The organism is Saccharopolyspora oryzae (assembly GCF_027853915.1).
Classification (GTDB): Bacteria; Actinomycetota; Actinomycetes; order Mycobacteriales; family Pseudonocardiaceae; genus Saccharopolyspora; species Saccharopolyspora oryzae.
Genome location: NZ_JAQGLA010000049.1, coordinates 23,991 through 41,077, shown reverse-complemented (window position 1 = coordinate 41,077; position 17,087 = coordinate 23,991). Strand labels below are relative to the sequence as shown.

The following is a 17,087-nucleotide window of genomic DNA, read 5'->3' as shown; positions in this document are numbered from 1 at the left end:
TCAGCGCACGGTCAGCACGATTTTCCCGGTGGTGCGGCCGGTTTCGCCCAGCTCGTGCGCCTTGGCCGCCTCGGCCAGCGGGAACGTCGCGGCGATCTCGGCGCGCAGCTGCCCCGACTTGACGAGGGCGGCGATGGCGCGCATGCCTGCCTGATCGGCTTCGACGAGCATCGTCTCGGCCCGCATCCCCAGCTGCTCGGCTTCGGCCGCCAGCTCTTCCTGGCCGTACGGGAGGATGGAGACCAGCACGCCGCCGCGCCGGAGGGTGCGCAGCGACCTGCCGCGGTAGTCGCCGCCGATGGTGTCCAGCACCACGTCGACTTCGCTGACCACGTCGGCGAAGTCGGTCTCCCGGTAGTCGATCAGCTCGTCGGCGCCCAAGCCGCGCAGGAACTCGTGCTTGCCCGCGCTCGCCGTGCCGATCACGTAAGCGCCACGTGCCTTGGCGATCTGCACTGCCGCGTGCCCGACACCTCCGGCGGCAGCGTGGATCAGCACCCGCTGACCGGCCTGCAGGTGCGCGGTGTCCACCAGCGCTTGCCAGGCGGTCAGGGCTACGAGCGGGATCGCACCCGCCTGCACGTGGTCCACTTCGGACGGTTTGGGGACGAACGCGCGGGCCGGGCCGGTGACGTACTCGGCGTGCGAACCGGCACCGTGCGGGTAGGGCAGCATGCCGAACACCTCGTCGCCCGGCTTGTGCAGGGTGACGCCGGTGCCGACGGCCACCACCACACCGGAGACGTCCCAGCCGAGCACGTACGGCGGTGTCCCCAGGAACCGCTGCTGGGCGCGGTGCTTCCAGTCCGTCGGGTTGACCCCGGCCGCGTGCACCTGGACGAGCACCTGGCTCGGACCGGGTTCGGGGCGCGGCAGCTCGACTTCGCGCAGCACCTCCGGGCCGCCGAACTCGTCCTGGCTGATCGCGCGCATCGTTTCGCTCATGCCCCGAGGCTGCCGCATCCGGGCCACCGGCGAAATGGCAAGAATGCCAACATTCGATAGGATCGTGCCATGCATCGGGTCGTGGTCCTCGCGCTCGACGGGGTCTACCCGTTCGAGCTCGGCATCCCCAATCGGGTCTTCGGCAGCGCCGACGGTCGCTACGAGGTGCTGACCTGCACCGTCGACGGCGGTCCGGTGCGCAGCGACGCGGATTTCTTGATCACCGCGGAGCACGGTCCCGAGCTGCTGGGCACTGCGGACACCGTCGTGATCCCGCCTTACGACATGACCCGGCTCGCTGCGGAGCTGCCGCGGCCGGTGGCCGACGCGCTCGCGCTGATCCGGCCGGGCACCCGCATCGTGTCGATCTGCACGGCGGCGTTCGCACTCGCCGCGACTGGGATGCTCGACGGCCGCCCGGCCACCACCCACTGGTGCTGCACCGACCTGTTCCGGCGGCTGTTCCCCGCGGTCCAGCTGGACCCCGACGTGCTCTACGTCGACGACGGCGACGTGCTGACCTCCGCGGGCGCGGCTTCCGGCGTCGACGTGTGCCTGCACCTCGTGCGCAAGGACCACGGCAGCGAGGTGGCGAACCAGGTCGCGCGCAGGTGCGTGGTGCCGCCGTGGCGGGAGGGCGGCCAAGCCCAGTACATCGAGCGCCCGATGCCCGATCCGACGACCTCCAGCACGGCTGCGACCCGGGCTTGGGCGACCGCGAACCTGAACTCGCCGTTGGCGCTGGCCGATCTCGCCGAGCACGCGCGGATGAGCGGCCGCACGTTCGCCCGCCGGTTCCGCGAGGAGGTGGGCGTCAGCCCCGGCCGGTGGCTGATCCAGCAGCGCGTGGCCAGGGCCCGCCACCTGCTGGAGTCCACCGATCTGCCGATCGACGAGATCGCCGAGCAGGTCGGCTTCGCCACGGCGGCCTCGCTGCGCCAGCACCTCCACGCCGAGATCGGCGTCGCTCCCCTCGCCTACCGCCGGACCTTCCGCGCCGGCGTCTAGCCGCGGTCCTCAGCGGCCGCGCAGCTTTTCAGCAGGTTCTCCACCACGTCCAGGAGCGCTGAGCGGTCCGGCTGGACGCGGGCGAGCACGCGCAGGCCGTAGTACGTGCTCAGCACCTGGCGGGCCAGGCTTTCCGCACTGCGGGTCTGGTCGATCTCGCCGGAGCGCTGGCCTTCCGCGAGGGCTTCGCGCAGCGCCTCCTCCACCACCGCGAAGTTCTGCCGCACCTGCTCCCGGGCGTCGGGGTCGACCGCCGCTCGCTCGATCGCCGCGTTGATGGCGAAGCAGCCCGGCCGGTCGGTGCCGGAGAGGTCGGTGTCGATCGCGGTGGCCAGCAGGTTGCGCAGCCGGTCCTCGACCGGGCCGGGCGCGCGGAGCACCTCGACCTGCTCGGCGGTGGCTGTCTCCTGGTACTGGCGCAGGCTGCGCAGGTAGAGCTGGTGCTTGTCGCCGAAGGCGTTGTAGAGGCTGGACGGCCCGAGTTCGGTGCGCTCGCTGAGGTCCCGGGTGGAGGTCGCCTCGTACCCGCGACGCCAGAAGGTGTCCATCGCCGCGTCGATGACGCGGGCTTCGTCGAACTTCCGCGGCCTGGCCATACCGCCACCCTAACCGTTTTGGAGCGGGTGGACGAAAACCTCACAATTTTGAATCGATCGCTTCAAAACACTGCTAGCGTCGGAGCGCACCACCGATCACCGCCGTGCTGGAGGTTCCGTGCCCCTCGCCATCTACGTCCTCGGTCTGGGCATATTCACCCAGGGCACCTCGGAGTTCATGCTCTCCGGACTGCTCCCGAACATCGCCTCCGACCTGGGGGTTTCCATCCCGGACGCGGGCCTGCTGATCTCCGCGTTCGCCATCGGCATGGTCGTCGGCGCCCCGCTGCTGGCCATCGCCACGATGCGCTGGCCGCGCCGGACCGCCCTGGCGGCGCTGCAGGTCGTCTTCATCGCCGCGCACGTCGTGGGCGCGCTCGCCCCGGGTTACTGGGTCCTGTTCGCCACCCGCATCGTCAGCGCGCTGTCCTACGCCGGCTTCTGGGCCGTCGCGGTCGCGACCGGCGTATCGCTCGTAGCGCCGAACGCGCGGAGCCGGGCCGTCGCGATCATCGCCGGCGGGCTGACGCTAGCCACCATCGTCGGTGTTCCGGCGGGCACCGCCCTCAGCCAGTTCACCGGCTGGCGCGCGGTGTTCTGGGCCGTCGCCGCGCTGACGCTGGGCAGCTTGCTGTGCTCGCTGCTCACGATCCGCGAAGACGCTGGTGCGCAAGGGGAAAAGCGCAGCATCTCAGCCGAGTTGCGCGCGATGAACCGGCCCCAGCTCTGGCTGTCCTACGCGATCACGGCGCTGACGTTCGGCGCGGTCATCGTCTCCTTCAGCTACCTGGCACCGCTGCTGACCGACGTGACCGGACTGCCCGAGCAGTGGGTACCGGCCCAACTGGCGCTGTTCGGGGTCGGCGGTCTGCTCGGCATGTCGATCGGCGGCCGGACCGCGCACGCGCACCCGATCCGCACCCTGCTGTTCGGCCTGAGCACCCTGGTCCTGGCCTCCGCCCTGCTCGCGGTCGCGGCGGACGACGCGCTGATCACCACCGCGCTCGTCTTCGCCCTCGGCGTGAGCGGGTTCATCACCAACCCCGCCCTGCAGTCCCGGGTGTTCGCGCTCGCGCCCGGTGCACCGACGCTCGTCGGCGCCGGCAACACCTCGGCCTTCAACATCGGCAACACCGTCGCACCGGCGCTGGGCGGTCTGGCCATCAACGCAGGCCTCGGCTTCACCTCGGTGGCCTGGGTCGGCGCCGCGATCGGAGCAGCGGCCCTGCTCGCCACGGCGTGGGCGGGCTACCTGCAGCACCGGACCAGGCAGCCGAGCACTCCGGCACCCGTCGCCGTCTGACCAGGACCCGTGAGTCTTTTGGGCTGCCCCAGCGGCCCAAAAGACTCACGGGTCACCCGGCGAGGACGACCTTCCCGAGCTCGGCGGAGCCGGACAGCAGCGGGTGGCGGGGCAGCACGCGGACCGTGTAGCCGGCGGGTCCGGCGTGCGGGAGCGTCACCGTCGCCTCGTAGCGGTCGTCCGCGGTCGGCCGCATGGACTCCGCGACGAAGTCGTGCAGCACGTCGGAGTCGTCGACCCGGCCCACCACGACCTCGACGTCCACATCGGACGGGTCCAGGCCGGCCAGGTCGACCCGCGCCCGCACCGTCACCTGACCGCCGAGCAGCGGCGTCCCGTTCTCCACCGACATCTCGGTGTCGCTGACCCGGACCCAGGTCCACGCCGCCTGCAAGCGCGCCCGGTAGTCCGCGAGCTCGCGCGCGCCGCGGAAGTCGTCGCTGGTCATCGCCCGCATCGAGCGGGCCGCCGGGCCGTAGTGGCCGTCGACGTACTCGCGGATCATCCGGGACGCCTGCACCCGCGGGCCGAGCGTGGCCAGGGTGTGGCGCACCATCGACATCCACTTGCCCGGCACGCCGTCGGTGTTTCGCTCGTAGAACATCGGCGCCACGTGCTCGGAGATCAGCTCGTAGAGCGCCGCGGACTCCAGGTCGTCGCGCCGGTTGGGGTCGCTGACGCCGTCCGCGTTCGGGATCGCCCAGCCGTTGTGGCCGTCGTACATCTCGTCCCACCAGCCGTCGCGCACCGACAGGTTCAGCCCGCCGTTGAGCGCCGCCTTCATCCCCGACGTGCCGCACGCCTCCAGCGGCCGCACCGGGTTGCTCAACCACACGTCGCACCCGGACACCAGGTAGCGCGCCAGGGACATGTCGTAGTCGGGCAGGAACACGATGCGGTGCCGCACGTCGGCCTGGTCGGCGAAGCGCACGATCCGCTGGATCATCGCCTTGCCGCCCTCGTCGGCCGGGTGCGACTTGCCGGCCACCACGATCTGCACCGGGCGGTCGGCGTTGAGCAGCAGCTCCCGCAGCCGTTCGGTGTCGCGCAGCATCAGCGTCGCGCGCTTGTAGGTCGGCACGCGGCGGGCGAAGCCGATGGTCAGCACGTCCGGGTCGAACACCGAGTCGCACCAACCGAGTTCCAGGTCCGACGCACCGCGCTGCAACCACGCGGTGCGCAACCGGCGGCGCACCTCGTCGACCAGCCGCTGGCGCAGCGAGCAGCGCAGCTCCCACAGCAGCGAGTCGCTGACCGGCTCCATGCCGCGCAGGCCCGCTCCGCTGTCCATTTCGGACTCGCCGAGCAGCTTGCCCAGCTCCCGCGCGGACCAGGTCGGCCCGTGCACGCCGTTGGTCACCGACTTGATCGGGATGTCCTCCAGCCCGAACCCCGGCCACAGACCGCGGAACATCTTGCGGATGACCTCGCCGTGCAGCTCCGACACCCCGTTGGCGCGCTGCGCGAGCCGCAGCCCCATGTGCGCCATGTTGAACATGCCCGGGTTGTCCTCGGCGCCGAGCGCCAGCACCCGGTCGGTCGGCACGCCGGGCAGCAGGGCCTGCGCGGAGCCGTCGCCGAAGTAGTGCCGCACCAGGTCCACCGGGAACCGGTCGATGCCCGCGGGGACCGGGGTGTGCGTGGTGAACACCGTCCCGGCGCGCACCGCCGCCACCGCCTGGTCGAACTGCAGGCCGGGCTCGTCCTGGAGCTCGCGGACCCGCTCCAAGCTGAGGAAGCCGGCGTGGCCCTCGTTGGTGTGGAACACCTCGGGCTGCGGGTGCCCGGTCAGCTCGCAGTAGGCGCGGACCGCGCGCATGCCGCCGATGCCGGCCAGGATCTCCTGGCGGATCCGGTGCTCGGCGTCGCCGCCGTAGAGCCGGTCGGTGGTGCTGCGCAGGTCGTCGTCGTTCTCCGGCAGGTCGCTGTCGAGCAGCAGCAGCGGCACCCGGCCGACCTGCGCCTTCCAGATCCGGGCGTGCAGGGTGCGCCCGGCGGGCATCGCCACCTGCACCCGCACCGGCTTGCCGGACTCCTCGGTCAGCACTTCCAGCGGCAGGCCGCGCGGGTCCAGCACCGGGTAGTGCTCGACCTGCCAGCCCTCGGTGGACAGCGCCTGCCGGAAGTAGCCCGACCGGTACAGCAGCCCGACGCCGATCAGCGGAACGCCCAGGTCGGAGGCGGCTTTGAGGTGGTCGCCGGCGAGCACGCCGAGCCCGCCGGAGTAGTTGGGCAGCGCTTCGGTGAGGCCGAACTCCATGGAGAAGTAGGCGATGGAGTCGGGCAGGTCGGCGCCTTCGTCCTGCCGCTGCTGGTACCAGCGCGGCACGGTCCGGTAGCGGCGCAGGTCGTCGGCAACCGCGCGGGTGCGGGCCAGGAAGTCCTCGTCACCGGCCAGGTGCCGCAACCGCTCGGCGGGCACCTCGGCGAGCAGCCGCAGCGGATCGCCGCCGACCGCCGACCACACCTGCGGGTCGACCGCCGCGAACAGGTCCTGCGTCGGCGGGTGCCAGGCCCAGCGGAGGTTGGTCGCCAACGTGCCGAGGGCGCTCAACGGCTCGGGCAGGTGGGCGCGCACGGTGAAACGGTGGACGGCTCTCACGGGAGCGGACCATATACCGGACCGGCGCGGTGCGTGCGGACGTACCGACCGCCGCAGCGGGTGGGAAGCTTGGCGGTGTGCGCGCGCTCGGACCTGTGACGATGATGATCTTGCTGCTCATCAGCTCCTGCGCAGCAGCACCCCCGGAACCGCCGCGTGTGGCCGATCACACCGTCGACCCCGGATTCGTGCACGGCACCGATCAGGGCGACGTCGACCGGCTCGCCGCCACCGCGGTCACCGACGTCCAGGACTACTGGGCCGCGCAGTTCCCGGCGGTGTTCGGCAAGCCGTGGCGCAACCTCGACGGCGGGTTCTTCTCCGTCGACACCAACGGCTCGGGCACCGCCCCGCCCTGCTCCGCCGACGTGCGCGACCTGGAGGGCAACGCCTACTACTGCGCGACCGTCGACGCCATCGCCTGGGACCGCGCTGCGCTGCTGCCGGTCCTGCGCGAGCACTACGGGGACGCTGCGGTCGTCGTGGTGCTCGCGCACGAGCTCGGCCACGCGGTGCAGCAGCGCGCGGGGATCGGCGCCGACGCGGCACCCGTGCGCCTCGAAGCGATGGCCGACTGCTTCTCCGGCTCCTACGTGCGTTCCGTCGTCGACGGCCGCTCCGCGCGCCTGCGCGTCGACGCCGAGCAGCTGGACCGGGCACTGCGCGCGATCACCCTGTTCCGCGATCCGGTGAGCACCAACAGCACCGATGCGCACGGCACCGCCTTCGAGCGCGTCACCGCGTTCCAAGACGGCTTCGCCAACGGCCCGCGCCGATGCACCGAGGTGACCGAGACGCCGATGGCCGGGCTGCCGCCCGACGGCCCCAACGCTCCGTTGGACCAAGCCCTCCGCACCGACGGGATCTCCCAGTACTTCAGCGATCTGGTTGCGCAGCACGGTGCGCGGTGGACGCCACCGGCAGTCGACCTCGACCGCACCGCGCTCGCCCGCGTGCACGCCGACATCGGCGACCAGGCCGTCACCACCCTGCTGGCCGCGAAGTACGCGCGAGCCGCCAACGCCGAGCTCGGCCGCCCGACGACCGGCGAGCAGACGATGTGCCTCACCGGCGCATACACAGCGGCGCAACCCGGGCTGTCGCAAGGCGATCTGGACGAGGCGGTGAGCGTCGTGCTCGACTCGGACGACATCGCCCGCCCGCTGACCGGATTCGACCGGATCAGCGCCTTCCGCAGCGGAGTGCTCGGCGGCGCGACCGCCTGCCGCTGAACGCGCGCTGCGACCTCGACCAGATCGCGGTGGGGATGATCCGTCACCCGATAGGCTTCGGCGAGCACCGGAGGGCGCAGGGGCGTCCGGTGCGCGCAGAACTTTCGGCACCTGCACAGGATGGGGCGCGTCAGTGGCACGGGTATCGACGAGAAACCGACGGCGGAAGCGGATCCTCGGCACCGCGCTGTCCGCGTTCACCTGCATCGCGCTGGTCGCCGGTTGCGCCCAGCAGATCAGCGGTACCCCGACCACGATGGGCAGCTACTCGACCACCGAGGTCGCCGGACTGCCGGTGACCAACGGCCCCAGCGGCCCGAAGCCCGGAGCCCCGGAGTCGCCGCTGCCCGTCGAGGGCACCGACAACGGCCCGATGGACAAGCTCGCCCGCAACGCCGTGGCCGACATCGACGACTACTGGACCGCGGTCTTCCCGGAGGCCTTCCACCGCCAGCAGTTCGCGCCCGTCAAGCGCCTGGTCTCCTACGACGCAGGCGGCCCCGGCACCCAGGTGTGCGGCGAGAACACCGCAGGCGTGGTCAACGCGTTCTACTGCCCGCCGGACGACCTCATCGCCTGGGACCGCGGCACCCTGCTCCCCGAGCTGGACAACAGCTTCGGCCCGATGGCCGTGGTCGCCGTGCTCGCCCACGAGATGGGCCACGCCGTGCAGCACCGGGCACGCACCGTCCGCAGCGACGACCAGGTGATCGTGCTGGAGCAGCAGGCCGACTGCTTCACCGGCGCCTACTTCCGGCACGTCGCCGAGGGGTCCTCGAAGTACTTCCAGATCTCCACCGGGCAGGGCCTCAACGAGGTCATGGGCGTGCTGAGCTTCATCCGCGACTCCCCCGGCAAGTCCGACTTCCAGGGCAGCAACGCGCACGGCAGCGCCTTCGACCGGGTCACCGCCTTCCAGTACGGCTTCGACGAGGGCCCGCAGCGCTGCGCCAAGATGGACTTCAACGACGTCTCCAAGCGCACCACGCTGTTCAGCTCGTGGAAGGCCGAGCAGGACACCGACCTCCCAGTGGACCAGAAGGGCCTCGAAGCCGTCGAGAAGAGCCTGCGGGAGGTCTTCCGCGACACCGGCGCCGAGCCGCCGCGCATCACCACCGACCAGTCCGCGTGCGCCGGTCGCAAGCCCACCACCCCGGCGACCTACTGCGAGTCGACGAACACCATCTCGCTCGACCTGCCGACGCTGCAGAAGATCGCCAAGCCGCCGAACAAGGACGTCGAGTCCGGCTACGGCGACTTCGCCGCCTACGCCCAGGTCGCCTCGCGCTACGCGCTCTCGGTGCAGAAGGCGGCCGGTCTCCCGCTGGACGACCCGGCGGCGGGCCTGCGCACGGCGTGCATGGTCGGCGCCTGGAGCGGCCTGCTGGTGGAGGACCCGATCGGCAAGCGGAACCCGGTCGGCAGCCTCCGCGTGGTGGCCGACGACATCGACGAGGGCGTGTCCGCGCTCCTCGGCGAGGACGGCCTGATCGCGGCCGACGTCAACGGCGACCAGGTCCCGGTCGGCTTCGCCCGGGTGGAAGCCTTCCGCGTCGGCGTCCAAGAAGGAATGTCGCCCTGCACCACCAAGTACAGCGCGTCGTGATCTGAACCCCAGCCGAGCAGTGCCGTCCCGCGACCGGGGCGGCACTGCTGCTTTTCAGGCCCGAGCAACCAGAACGCGACGACTGCGTCCCACGGTCAAACGCCGGGCCGAGCAGTGCGCTGCGGCAGGCCTGTGCGATGACACGCCCGCGGTGCACGACTGCATGCTCACCTGACCTCGCGGGAACGACAGCGGCCCGCCACCCGGTGCTGGGTGGCGGGCCGCTGTCGGGAGGCTCAGAACAGGGCGCTGGCCAGGGCCCGGCGGGCGGCGCTGACCCGCTCGTCGCCCTCCGGGAAGACCTCGAAGGACTCGACGAGGTGGCGGCGGACGCGGTCGCGCTCGTCGCCCGAAGTGCGCTTGACCGTCTGGATCAGCCGGCTGAAGGCCTCTTCGACCTTGCCGATGGCCAGCTCGGCGTCGGACGCGGCCAGCTGGGCGTCGATGTCCTCGGGGGCGGCGTCGGCCCGCTCGATCGCGGTCGGGTCGGCCTGCTCGGCGCGCGCGGAGAACCGGACCTGCGCGAGCGCGGCCTTGGCCAGCTCGTTGTTCGGCTCGGCGTCCAGGATCTTCTGGTACGCGTCCTCGGCGGCGGCGTAGTCGCCGCGCTCCAGCGCGTCCTCAGCGGCGGTGAACCGCGGGTCCTCGGGCTCCTCGACCGGCTCGGCCGCACCGCCCTGCTCCGCGGCGCGGATGCCGGGCATCTGGTCGCGCAGGGCGTTGAGCAGCTCGGTGATCCACTGGCGGATCTGCGGTTCCGGGAGCGCGCCGTTGAACGCGTCCACCGGCTGCCCGCCGGCGATCGCGATGACCATCGGCACCGACTGCACCTGGAAGAGCTGCGCGATCCGCGGGTTGGCGTCGACGTCGACCTTCGCCAGCACCCACGAGCCGCCACCCTCCTGGGCCAGGCGCTCGAGCACCGGGGAGAGCTGCTTGCACGGTCCGCACCAGGTCGCCCACAGGTCGACGACCACCGGAACCTGCAGGGAGCGCTCGACGACCTCGTCCTGGAAGTTGGCCTCGGTGACGTCGATGACCGCTGCGCTCGCGGGCGCGGCACCACCTTCGCCAGCGGCGGCGGGCGGCTGCGCGGCTGCGCGAGCGTTGGCCTCGGCCCGGTTCTTCAGGGCCGACAAGTCGACTGCGCCCGCCATCGCGGCGGACATTGCTGCTGCGTTCTGGCGTGGATCCGGCCTCGTCACACCCCCATCCTGACACGTTCCACCAGGCGGGCGGCGGCAGGGCGGTCGATGTTCGACGGGTGGCGACACCGCCTGGCCAAGCCAGACACGCCGTGAACTCCGCAGATCAACTCGAAACAGTGAACAACTTCCCTCTATGGAGTGGAAGCCGCTCAAGAACTCTCAAGTTCCGCCGGTTTCACCACCGAAGGACATGGCAGAGCCCGCGAGGACTGATGGTCTCGCGCGGGCCTTCGGGGCCTCCGTTTGGTGGACCTCCTGAAAGTAGTTCGACGAGAGGTACGAAACAGTGCGTATTGCTACCCGTGTTGCCGGTGTCGCCGGTGCCGCCGCTCTCGGCGTCGTGACCCTGGGCACCGCCGCGTTCGCGGACAGCGCCGACAACAACGGCATCAACGCCGTCGACGACAACAACATCAGCGCCGTTCCGGTGCAGGCGTGCGGCAACAACGTTGGTGCCGCCATCGGCGTCGTCGTCCCGATCCTGTCGCCGCAGGCGAACAACTGCCTCAACGCGCCGGTCGTCGACCACCCGAAGCTCTGAGGGTTGTCGCAGCCAGCGAGCTGAAAAAGACCGGGGCGGTGTCGATGCCGACACCGCCCCGGTTTTTTCAGGTCCTTGTCTTCCCTTATGCATGCCAGAACTGCGTCACTGCTCCCGCAGGTGGTTCTCGACCCGCTCCACCTTCGCCTTCAGCTGGCCGGTGTGGCCCGGCCGGATGTCGGCCTTGAGCACCAGGCTGGTGCGCGGGGCTCCGGCCGACGCTGCCTCGGTGGCCCGCTTCACCACGTCCATGACCTCGTCCCACTCGCCCTCGATCGTGGTGAACATCGAGGTCGTCTCGTGCGGCAGGCCGGACTCCCGGACCACCTTCACCGCAGCCGCCACCGCTTCGCTGACGCTGTCGCTCTCACCGACCCCGCTCGGGGCCACGCTGAACGCCACCAGCACGTCTGCTCCTCCATTCTCCTGCCCGGCGACCGGTGCCACCGGGCGCTGTGATCATGCGCCACCAACGCAACCACTGTCGCCGATTCCCCCGCCCACGGCACCACAGCCCACGACCGGACGGGAAACCGCTGCTAGCGTCGAACACCATGAGCACCCGTAGCCCGCTGCCCTTCGACCCCATCGCCCGCGCGGCCGAGATCTGGGCCGAACGGGTAGGCCCGTCGACGACGATGGCCGCGGTCACCAGCGTGATGAGGGTGCAGCAGATCCTGCAGTCCGCGGTCGACAACGCGCTCCGGCCGCACAACCTGACGTTCGCCCGCTACGAGGCGCTGGTGCTGCTGACCTTCTCGCGGCGCGGCAGCCTGCCCATGCGGGTCATGGGCGACCGGCTCCAGCTGCACCCGACCAGCGTCACCAACATCGTCGACCGGCTCGAGCAGGACAGCCTGGTGCGGCGGATGCCGCACCCCACCGACCGGCGCACCACCCTGGTCGAGATCACCGAGGACGGCCGGGACCTGATGAAGAAGGCCACCGAGTCCGTCAACGAGATCGACTTCGGCTTGCGCGGCATCACCGAACGCCAGACCCAGCAGCTCACCGAACTGCTGGGCAAGGTCCGCCACGCCGCCGGCGACTTCTGATGATGTTTTCCAACCTCGTTCTGCGTGACGGAGCGGGTCGCGGCTCGCGCCGCTTGCGGAGTACGTACGCCTAGTTGAGCTCGCGGAAGGCGTAGCGGACCTTGCCCCAGAAGGTGGGGTCTTCGGAGTCGGACTCGGTGAGCAGGCCTCGGCGGTTGGCCCAGCGCTCGAACCACACCGTTGCCAGGGGCGGGACCGAGGCGACCAGCGCCAGGACCAGCACCCAGAAGCGCCAGCGGAACGGGCTGAAGACGACCAGGCAGGTCACCACGTAGGCGGTGAAGATCGCGCCGTGGATCCAGCCCATCACCGTCACGCCGGCCGGCATGCCCAGGCCGTACTTGAACGCCATCGCCGCCAGCAGCCCCACCCACGAGAACGCTTCGGCGATCGCCACCAACCGGAACCAACCGGCATGAGTCCGCGGCACGTCGACCCCACTTCCGTCTAGAACGGCACTTCCTGCGAGTGTGCCCGGTGACGCGCCTCACCCGGCCGCCGGTGCCGCTAAGCGCGGGTCTGGTCGTCCACCCAGGACAGGTAGTCGGGATTCCCCCCGATGATCGGGGTGGCGATGATCTCCGGGACGTCGTAGCCGTGCACGGCCTTCAGGTGCTCGACGAGCGCGGGCAGCCGGGCGGCGGAGGTCTTGATCTGCAGCTGCCACTCCGGGTCGTCCTGCGCCGCGCCCTCCCAGACGTAGAAGCTGCGGATCGGCACGACCTGCACGCAGGCGCCCAGCGCGGCCTCGACGACGCCGCGCGCCAGCTCGGCGGCGGACTCCTCGGAGTCGGTCGTGGTCACGACCTGCACATGATCAGCCATTCCCCCAGCGTAACCAGCCGCCATCCGGACAACCTTGTCAACGGGCCGGTTGGGCCGATCGGCTGGCGCTGCGGGGCCGGGTGGAGGCATTGGCGTGCGGCGGGATTGACATCGGTCGGCGGGGTGGGGTGCAATGCCGCACGCCATGACAACGTTGTCTGACTCCGGGAACGTCCGGCGCGCCACGATGAGCGACGTGGCGCGGCTGGCCGGCGTGAGCATCAAAACCGTGTCGCGGGTCGTCAACGCCGAGAGCGGCGTCACCCCGGCCACGGCGGAACGCGTGCTGTCCGCGATCGACCAGCTGGGCTTCCGGCGCAACCTCAGCGCCCGCAACCTCCGGCGCGGCACCGGGACCGGCACGCTGGGCCTGGTCCTGGAGGACCTCGCGAACCCCTTCTACTCGGTGCTGACCCGCGCGGTGGAGGAAGTCGCCCGGACCCGCGGCAAGCAGGTGCTCACCGGTTCGTCCGACGAGGACCCGGCGCGGGAGCGCGAGCTGGTGCTGGAGTTCTGCGCCCGCCGCGTCGACGGGCTGATCGTCGTCCCCGCCGGTCACCAGCACGGCTACATCGCGCACGAGATCAACGCGGGCACACCGGTGGTGTTCGTGGACCGCCCGCCCGGCAACCTCGACGCCGACGCCGTGCTCATCGACAACTCCGGCGGCACCGCGCTCGCCGCGCAGCACCTCGCCGAGCACGGGCACCAGCAGATCGCGTTCCTGGGCGATGCCCCCGAGATCCACACCGCCGCCGAGCGGCTGCGCGGGTTCCGCGAGGGCTGCGCGCGGGCGGGGGTGCCGTTCGAATCCGACCTGGTGCTGATGGGCCCGCACACCGACGAGTCGGTGGCCGAGGCGCTGAGCACCACCCTGCGGCGCGCGACCGCGCTGGTGACCGGCAACAACCGGATCACCATCCAAGCGCTGCGCGCCCTGGCCGGGCGGGCCGACCGCCCGGCGCTGGTGGGTTTCGACGACTTCGAGCTGGCCGATCTGCTGGATCCGCCGATCACGGTCGTCACCCACGAAACGACGGCGCTGGGCCGGTCGGCCGCCGAGCTGCTGTTCTCGCGGCTCGACGGCGACCGCACCGCACCACGCCGCATCGTCGTCCCCACTCGGCTGCTGGCCCGAGGTTCTGGAGAGGTTGCACGTTGAGTTCTGTCCACGATGACCAGTCGGTGCGGGCGATCGTCCTGCCCGCCAACCAACCGCAGCAGTTCTACCGCGGTGGCGCGTCCATCGCGGCGCTGCGCGGCGGCGGTGACGATCGCGCGTTCGGCCCGGAGGACTGGGTCGGGTCCACCACGACGCGGTTCGGGCAGTCCGAGTCGGGGCTGTCGCGGCTGCCCGACGGGCGTTGGCTGCGCGACGCGGTGCACGAGGCTCCCGAGCAGTGGCTGGGTGCCGAGCACGTCGCCGAGTTCGGCGACAGCACGGCGCTGCTGGTCAAGCTGCTCGACGCCGGGCAGCGGCTGCCGGTGCACTGCCACCCGTCGGACCGGTTCGCCCAGCAGCACCTGGGTTCGCGGTTCGGCAAGACCGAGGCGTGGATCGTGGTCGGCACCAGCGGCCCGAATCCCGTGGTGTACCTGGGTTTCCGGGACGACGTGGCGCCCGAGGTGGTCGAGCGCTGGGTGAGCACCCAGGACTCCTCCGCTCTGCTGGGGTCGCTGAACGAGATCCCGGTGCGCCCCGGCGACACCGTGCACGTGCCCGCCGGCACCCCGCACGCGATCGGCGAGGGCGTGTTCATCGTCGAGCTGCAGCAGCCGACGGACTTCTCCGTCACGTTGGAGTGGCAGGGCTTCCTGTCCGACGCCGAGAGCGCGTTCCTCGGCATGGACCAGCGGACCGCGCTGCAGACCCTCAACCGCAGCGGTTTCGACGACGCCGTGCTGACCTCGCTGATCAAGCGCACCGCGGACCAGGACGCGGCACGGGTCGGGCTGCTGGCCGAGGACGCCGAACCCTTCTTCCGCGCTGATCGCCTGCACGGCTCGGTCGAGCTTGAACCTTCCTTCGGGGTGCTGATCGTGTTGGACGGCAGCGGGAAGCTCCGCTCCGACGACGGGAGCGACCTCGAACTGCGACGCGGCACCACCGCGGTGGTCCCGCACGCAGCCGGGGCCGCGCAGCTCGAGGGCGATCTGACCGCGGTGCACTGCCGCCCACCGTCCGCAGGGAGCCGGATATGACCGAACCACTGCTGGAAGCCCGCGACCTGGTCAAGCGCTACGGCGGCGTGGAAGCGCTGCGCGGCGCCTCGTTCACCGTCCACCCCGGCGAAGTCGTCGCGCTCATCGGCGACAACGGGGCCGGCAAGTCCACACTGGTCAAATGCCTCTCCGGGGTGGAACAACCGGATTCCGGGGAGATCCGGGTCGCGGGTGAACCGGTGGTGCTGGACTCCCCCACCACCGCCCGCGCGCACGGCATCGAGACCGCCTACCAGGACCTCGCGGTCGCCCCGGACCTGGATCCGGCGGCGAACCTGTTCCTGGGGCGGGAGCTGCGGCGGCCGGGGCTGCTGGGCAAGCTCGGCATGCTGGACAAGGCGGGGATGCGGGCGCAGGCCGCCGAGCAGTTCGCCAAGTTCGGGGTGTCGCTGCCGGACCTGAGCGTGCCGATCGGGTCGCTGTCCGGCGGTCAGCGGCAAAGCGTCGCGGTGGCCCGGTCGGTGGCGTGGGCCGACAAGCTGGTGTTCATGGACGAGCCGACCGCCGCGTTGGGCGTCGTGCAGCGCGAACGCGTGCTGGAGGTGGTGCGCCGGGTCCGCGACACCGGCATCGCAGTGGTGCTGATCAGCCACAACATGCCCGAAGTGCTGTCGGTGGCGGACCGGGTCGAGGTGCTGCGCCTCGGCAGCCGGGTCGCGCGGTTCGACGCCGCCGAAGCGACCTTGGAGGACCTCGTCGGTGCGATGACCGGCGCGCTGTCGCAGGAGGACGCGAGCTGATGGCCACCCAGCAGGAAACCCGGAAGTCCGAAGTGGACGGCGGGCTCGCGCCGCAGGGCAAGGGCCTCGGCGCGAAGCTGGCCTCCTCCAACACGCTGTGGACCGGTCTGGTGCTGCTCGCGCTGTGCGCGCTGTTCAGCGCGCTGCGCCCGGACGCGTTCCCCACCCTGTTCAACGCGCAGAACCTGCTGGTGCAGGCCGCTCCCCTGCTGATGCTCGCGGTCGGCATGACGTTCGTGATCATCACCTCCGGCATCGACCTGTCGGTGGGCTCGGTGCTGGTGTTCTCCGGTGTCGTCTCCGCGATGACGATGGAAGGGCTCAGCGGCGGCGACGCCACCGGCGCGAGCTGGGGCGTGATCGCCATCGGCCTGGTCGTGGCGCTGATCGGCGGCGCGCTGTGGGGCGTGCTCAACGGCGTGCTGGTGGCGGTGGCCCGGGTGCCCGCGCTGATCGTCACGCTGGGCTCGTTCGGGGCGGCACTCGGTACCGCGCAGCTGCTCACCAACGGCGTCGATGTGCGCACCGTGCCCAACGCGCTGCGCCGCACGCTCGGCACCGGCACCTCGCTCGGGATCGTGCCGAACCTGGTGATCCTTGCCGCGGTGGTCACGCTGCTGGCGATCTGGCTGCTGCACACCACGACCTTCGGCCGCTACACCTACGCGATCGGCTCGAACGCCGAAGCCGCCCGGCGCAGCGGCATCAAGGTCACCCGGCACCTCATCGCCGTCTACACCCTGACCGGGGTGCTGGCCGGGTTGGCCGGGTTCATGTCGCTGGCCTACTTCGGCACCACCACGATCAGCGGCCACAGCAACGACAACCTCAACGCGATCGCGGCGGTCGTGCTGGGCGGCACCAGCCTGTTCGGCGGCATCGGCACGGTGCTGGGCAGCGTGATCGGCGTGTTCATCCCGGCGGTGCTCGACGCCGGGTTCGTGATGGCGGGCGTGCGGCCGTTCTGGCAGCCCATCGCGGTGGGCGCGGTGCTGGTCATCGCTGTCTGGCTGGACCAGCGACGACGGCGGGCGCGCAACAACCGCTGAGAAAACTGTCTGACGAACTCAATTTGAATAGCGGTGCGGGTAGCGGAACCTCAGCGCCCGCCTGGACTCCGGGTGCCAACCCTTATGTATGCCAATACACGGCGGCTTGGCCGTCCTCGCCAGGCGAACGCTGAGAACCCGCGGCGGCGCAAAC

17 protein-coding genes are annotated in these 17,087 nt (G+C 71.0%); 10 read left to right on the top strand and 7 right to left on the bottom strand.

Features of this window, described 5'->3' with window-relative positions:
- The gene (locus OU415_RS24610) at positions 1-945 is read right to left on the bottom strand and encodes an NADP-dependent oxidoreductase (protein WP_270951542.1); all 945 of its coding nucleotides are present in this window, start codon (positions 943-945) and stop codon (positions 1-3) included.
- A 69-nt stretch (positions 946-1,014) separates the two neighbouring features.
- On the opposite strand from OU415_RS24610, the gene OU415_RS24605 reads away from it, so the two are divergent.
- Positions 1,015-1,953 (top strand): GlxA family transcriptional regulator, encoded by a 939-nt coding sequence (locus OU415_RS24605; protein WP_270951541.1) that lies wholly within the window; start codon positions 1,015-1,017, stop codon positions 1,951-1,953.
- Here OU415_RS24605 and OU415_RS24600 read toward each other — a convergent pair.
- Positions 1,950-2,549: a TetR/AcrR family transcriptional regulator gene (locus OU415_RS24600; protein ID WP_270951540.1), complete on the bottom strand. Its 600-nt coding sequence runs from the start codon at positions 2,547-2,549 to the stop codon at positions 1,950-1,952. The two genes, OU415_RS24605 and OU415_RS24600, sit on opposite strands and share 4 nt — an antisense overlap.
- A gap of 118 nt (positions 2,550-2,667) precedes the next feature.
- Between OU415_RS24600 and OU415_RS24595 the strand changes: the two genes are divergently transcribed.
- Positions 2,668-3,852: a Cmx/CmrA family chloramphenicol efflux MFS transporter gene (locus OU415_RS24595; RefSeq protein WP_270951539.1), complete on the top strand. Its 1,185-nt coding sequence runs from the start codon at positions 2,668-2,670 to the stop codon at positions 3,850-3,852.
- A 52-nt stretch (positions 3,853-3,904) separates the two neighbouring features.
- Here OU415_RS24595 and glgP read toward each other — a convergent pair whose 3' ends face one another.
- Positions 3,905-6,454, bottom strand: a complete 2,550-nt coding sequence (gene glgP, locus OU415_RS24590; RefSeq protein WP_270951538.1) for an alpha-glucan family phosphorylase — start codon at positions 6,452-6,454, stop codon at positions 3,905-3,907.
- 104 nt (positions 6,455-6,558) lie between these two features.
- Here glgP and OU415_RS24585 point away from each other — a divergent pair, with 104 nt between their 5' ends.
- Complete coding sequence (locus OU415_RS24585) at positions 6,559-7,686, top strand: neutral zinc metallopeptidase (RefSeq protein WP_270951553.1); 1,128 nt, start codon at positions 6,559-6,561, stop codon at positions 7,684-7,686.
- Positions 7,687-7,819: 133 nt separating this feature from the next.
- A complete protein-coding gene (locus OU415_RS24580; protein ID WP_270951537.1) occupies positions 7,820-9,292 on the top strand; it encodes a neutral zinc metallopeptidase in 1,473 nt (490 codons plus the stop codon).
- Positions 9,293-9,528: 236 nt separating this feature from the next.
- On the opposite strand, the gene OU415_RS24575 is transcribed toward OU415_RS24580, so the two are convergent.
- A complete protein-coding gene (locus tag OU415_RS24575) occupies positions 9,529-10,461 on the bottom strand; it encodes a tetratricopeptide repeat protein (protein ID WP_270951536.1) in 933 nt (310 codons plus the stop codon).
- 325 nt (positions 10,462-10,786) lie between these two features.
- Between OU415_RS24575 and OU415_RS24570 the strand changes: the two genes are divergently transcribed.
- The gene (locus OU415_RS24570; protein ID WP_270951535.1) at positions 10,787-11,041 is read left to right on the top strand and encodes a hypothetical protein; all 255 of its coding nucleotides are present in this window, start codon (positions 10,787-10,789) and stop codon (positions 11,039-11,041) included.
- Between the two features lie 105 nt (positions 11,042-11,146).
- On the opposite strand, the gene OU415_RS24565 is transcribed toward OU415_RS24570, so the two are convergent.
- The gene (locus OU415_RS24565; RefSeq protein WP_270951534.1) at positions 11,147-11,449 is read right to left on the bottom strand and encodes an MTH1187 family thiamine-binding protein; all 303 of its coding nucleotides are present in this window, start codon (positions 11,447-11,449) and stop codon (positions 11,147-11,149) included.
- A gap of 146 nt (positions 11,450-11,595) precedes the next feature.
- Between OU415_RS24565 and OU415_RS24560 the strand changes: the two genes are divergently transcribed.
- Positions 11,596-12,096 (top strand): MarR family winged helix-turn-helix transcriptional regulator, encoded by a 501-nt coding sequence (locus tag OU415_RS24560; RefSeq protein ID WP_270951533.1) that lies wholly within the window; start codon positions 11,596-11,598, stop codon positions 12,094-12,096.
- A gap of 70 nt (positions 12,097-12,166) precedes the next feature.
- Here OU415_RS24560 and OU415_RS24555 read toward each other — a convergent pair whose 3' ends face one another.
- Both OU415_RS24555 and cutA read right to left on the bottom strand, forming a co-directional pair.
- Positions 12,167-12,526: a DUF3817 domain-containing protein gene (locus OU415_RS24555; RefSeq protein ID WP_270951532.1), complete on the bottom strand. Its 360-nt coding sequence runs from the start codon at positions 12,524-12,526 to the stop codon at positions 12,167-12,169.
- 77 nt (positions 12,527-12,603) lie between these two features.
- Positions 12,604-12,921 carry a divalent-cation tolerance protein CutA gene (cutA, locus tag OU415_RS24550; protein WP_270951531.1) on the bottom strand — a complete coding sequence of 106 codons (318 nt, stop codon included), beginning with the start codon at positions 12,919-12,921 and terminating at the stop codon, positions 12,604-12,606.
- Positions 12,922-13,108: 187 nt separating this feature from the next.
- Between cutA and OU415_RS24545 the strand changes: the two genes are divergently transcribed.
- From OU415_RS24545 to OU415_RS24530, 4 genes are read left to right on the top strand one after another with little or no spacing between them, the layout of a single operon-like run.
- Positions 13,109-14,083 (top strand): LacI family DNA-binding transcriptional regulator, encoded by a 975-nt coding sequence (locus OU415_RS24545; RefSeq protein WP_270951552.1) that lies wholly within the window; start codon positions 13,109-13,111, stop codon positions 14,081-14,083.
- Entirely contained in the window at positions 14,080-15,123 is a 1,044-nt protein-coding gene (locus OU415_RS24540) for a class I mannose-6-phosphate isomerase (protein ID WP_270951530.1), read from the top strand. Before OU415_RS24545 ends, OU415_RS24540 begins: the two co-directional genes overlap by 4 nt.
- Positions 15,120-15,884 (top strand): ATP-binding cassette domain-containing protein, encoded by a 765-nt coding sequence (locus OU415_RS24535; RefSeq protein WP_270951529.1) that lies wholly within the window; start codon positions 15,120-15,122, stop codon positions 15,882-15,884. Before OU415_RS24540 ends, OU415_RS24535 begins: the two co-directional genes overlap by 4 nt.
- Positions 15,884-16,933 (top strand): ABC transporter permease, encoded by a 1,050-nt coding sequence (locus tag OU415_RS24530; protein ID WP_270951528.1) that lies wholly within the window; start codon positions 15,884-15,886, stop codon positions 16,931-16,933. The genes OU415_RS24535 and OU415_RS24530 overlap by 1 nt, the downstream gene beginning before the upstream one ends.
- Positions 16,934-17,087 lie beyond the last annotated feature (154 nt).

Bases quoted from the DNA above. Each gene is read 5' to 3' on its own strand.
- OU415_RS24610 (WP_270951542.1), bottom strand. From the start codon at position 945: ATGAGCGAAACGATGCGCGCGATCAGCCAGGACGAGTTCGGCGGCCCG.
- OU415_RS24605 (WP_270951541.1), top strand. From the start codon at position 1,015: ATGCATCGGGTCGTGGTCCTCGCGCTCGACGGGGTCTACCCGTTCGAG.
- OU415_RS24600 (WP_270951540.1), bottom strand. From the start codon at position 2,549: ATGGCCAGGCCGCGGAAGTTCGACGAAGCCCGCGTCATCGACGCGGCG.
- OU415_RS24585 (WP_270951553.1), top strand. From the start codon at position 6,559: ATGATCTTGCTGCTCATCAGCTCCTGCGCAGCAGCACCCCCGGAACCG.
- OU415_RS24575 (WP_270951536.1), bottom strand. From the start codon at position 10,461: ATGTCCGCCGCGATGGCGGGCGCAGTCGACTTGTCGGCCCTGAAGAAC.
- OU415_RS24560 (WP_270951533.1), top strand. From the start codon at position 11,596: ATGAGCACCCGTAGCCCGCTGCCCTTCGACCCCATCGCCCGCGCGGCC.
- cutA (WP_270951531.1), bottom strand. From the start codon at position 12,921: ATGGCTGATCATGTGCAGGTCGTGACCACGACCGACTCCGAGGAGTCC.
- OU415_RS24545 (WP_270951552.1), top strand. From the start codon at position 13,109: ATGAGCGACGTGGCGCGGCTGGCCGGCGTGAGCATCAAAACCGTGTCG.
- OU415_RS24535 (WP_270951529.1), top strand. From the start codon at position 15,120: ATGACCGAACCACTGCTGGAAGCCCGCGACCTGGTCAAGCGCTACGGC.
- OU415_RS24530 (WP_270951528.1), top strand. From the start codon at position 15,884: ATGGCCACCCAGCAGGAAACCCGGAAGTCCGAAGTGGACGGCGGGCTC.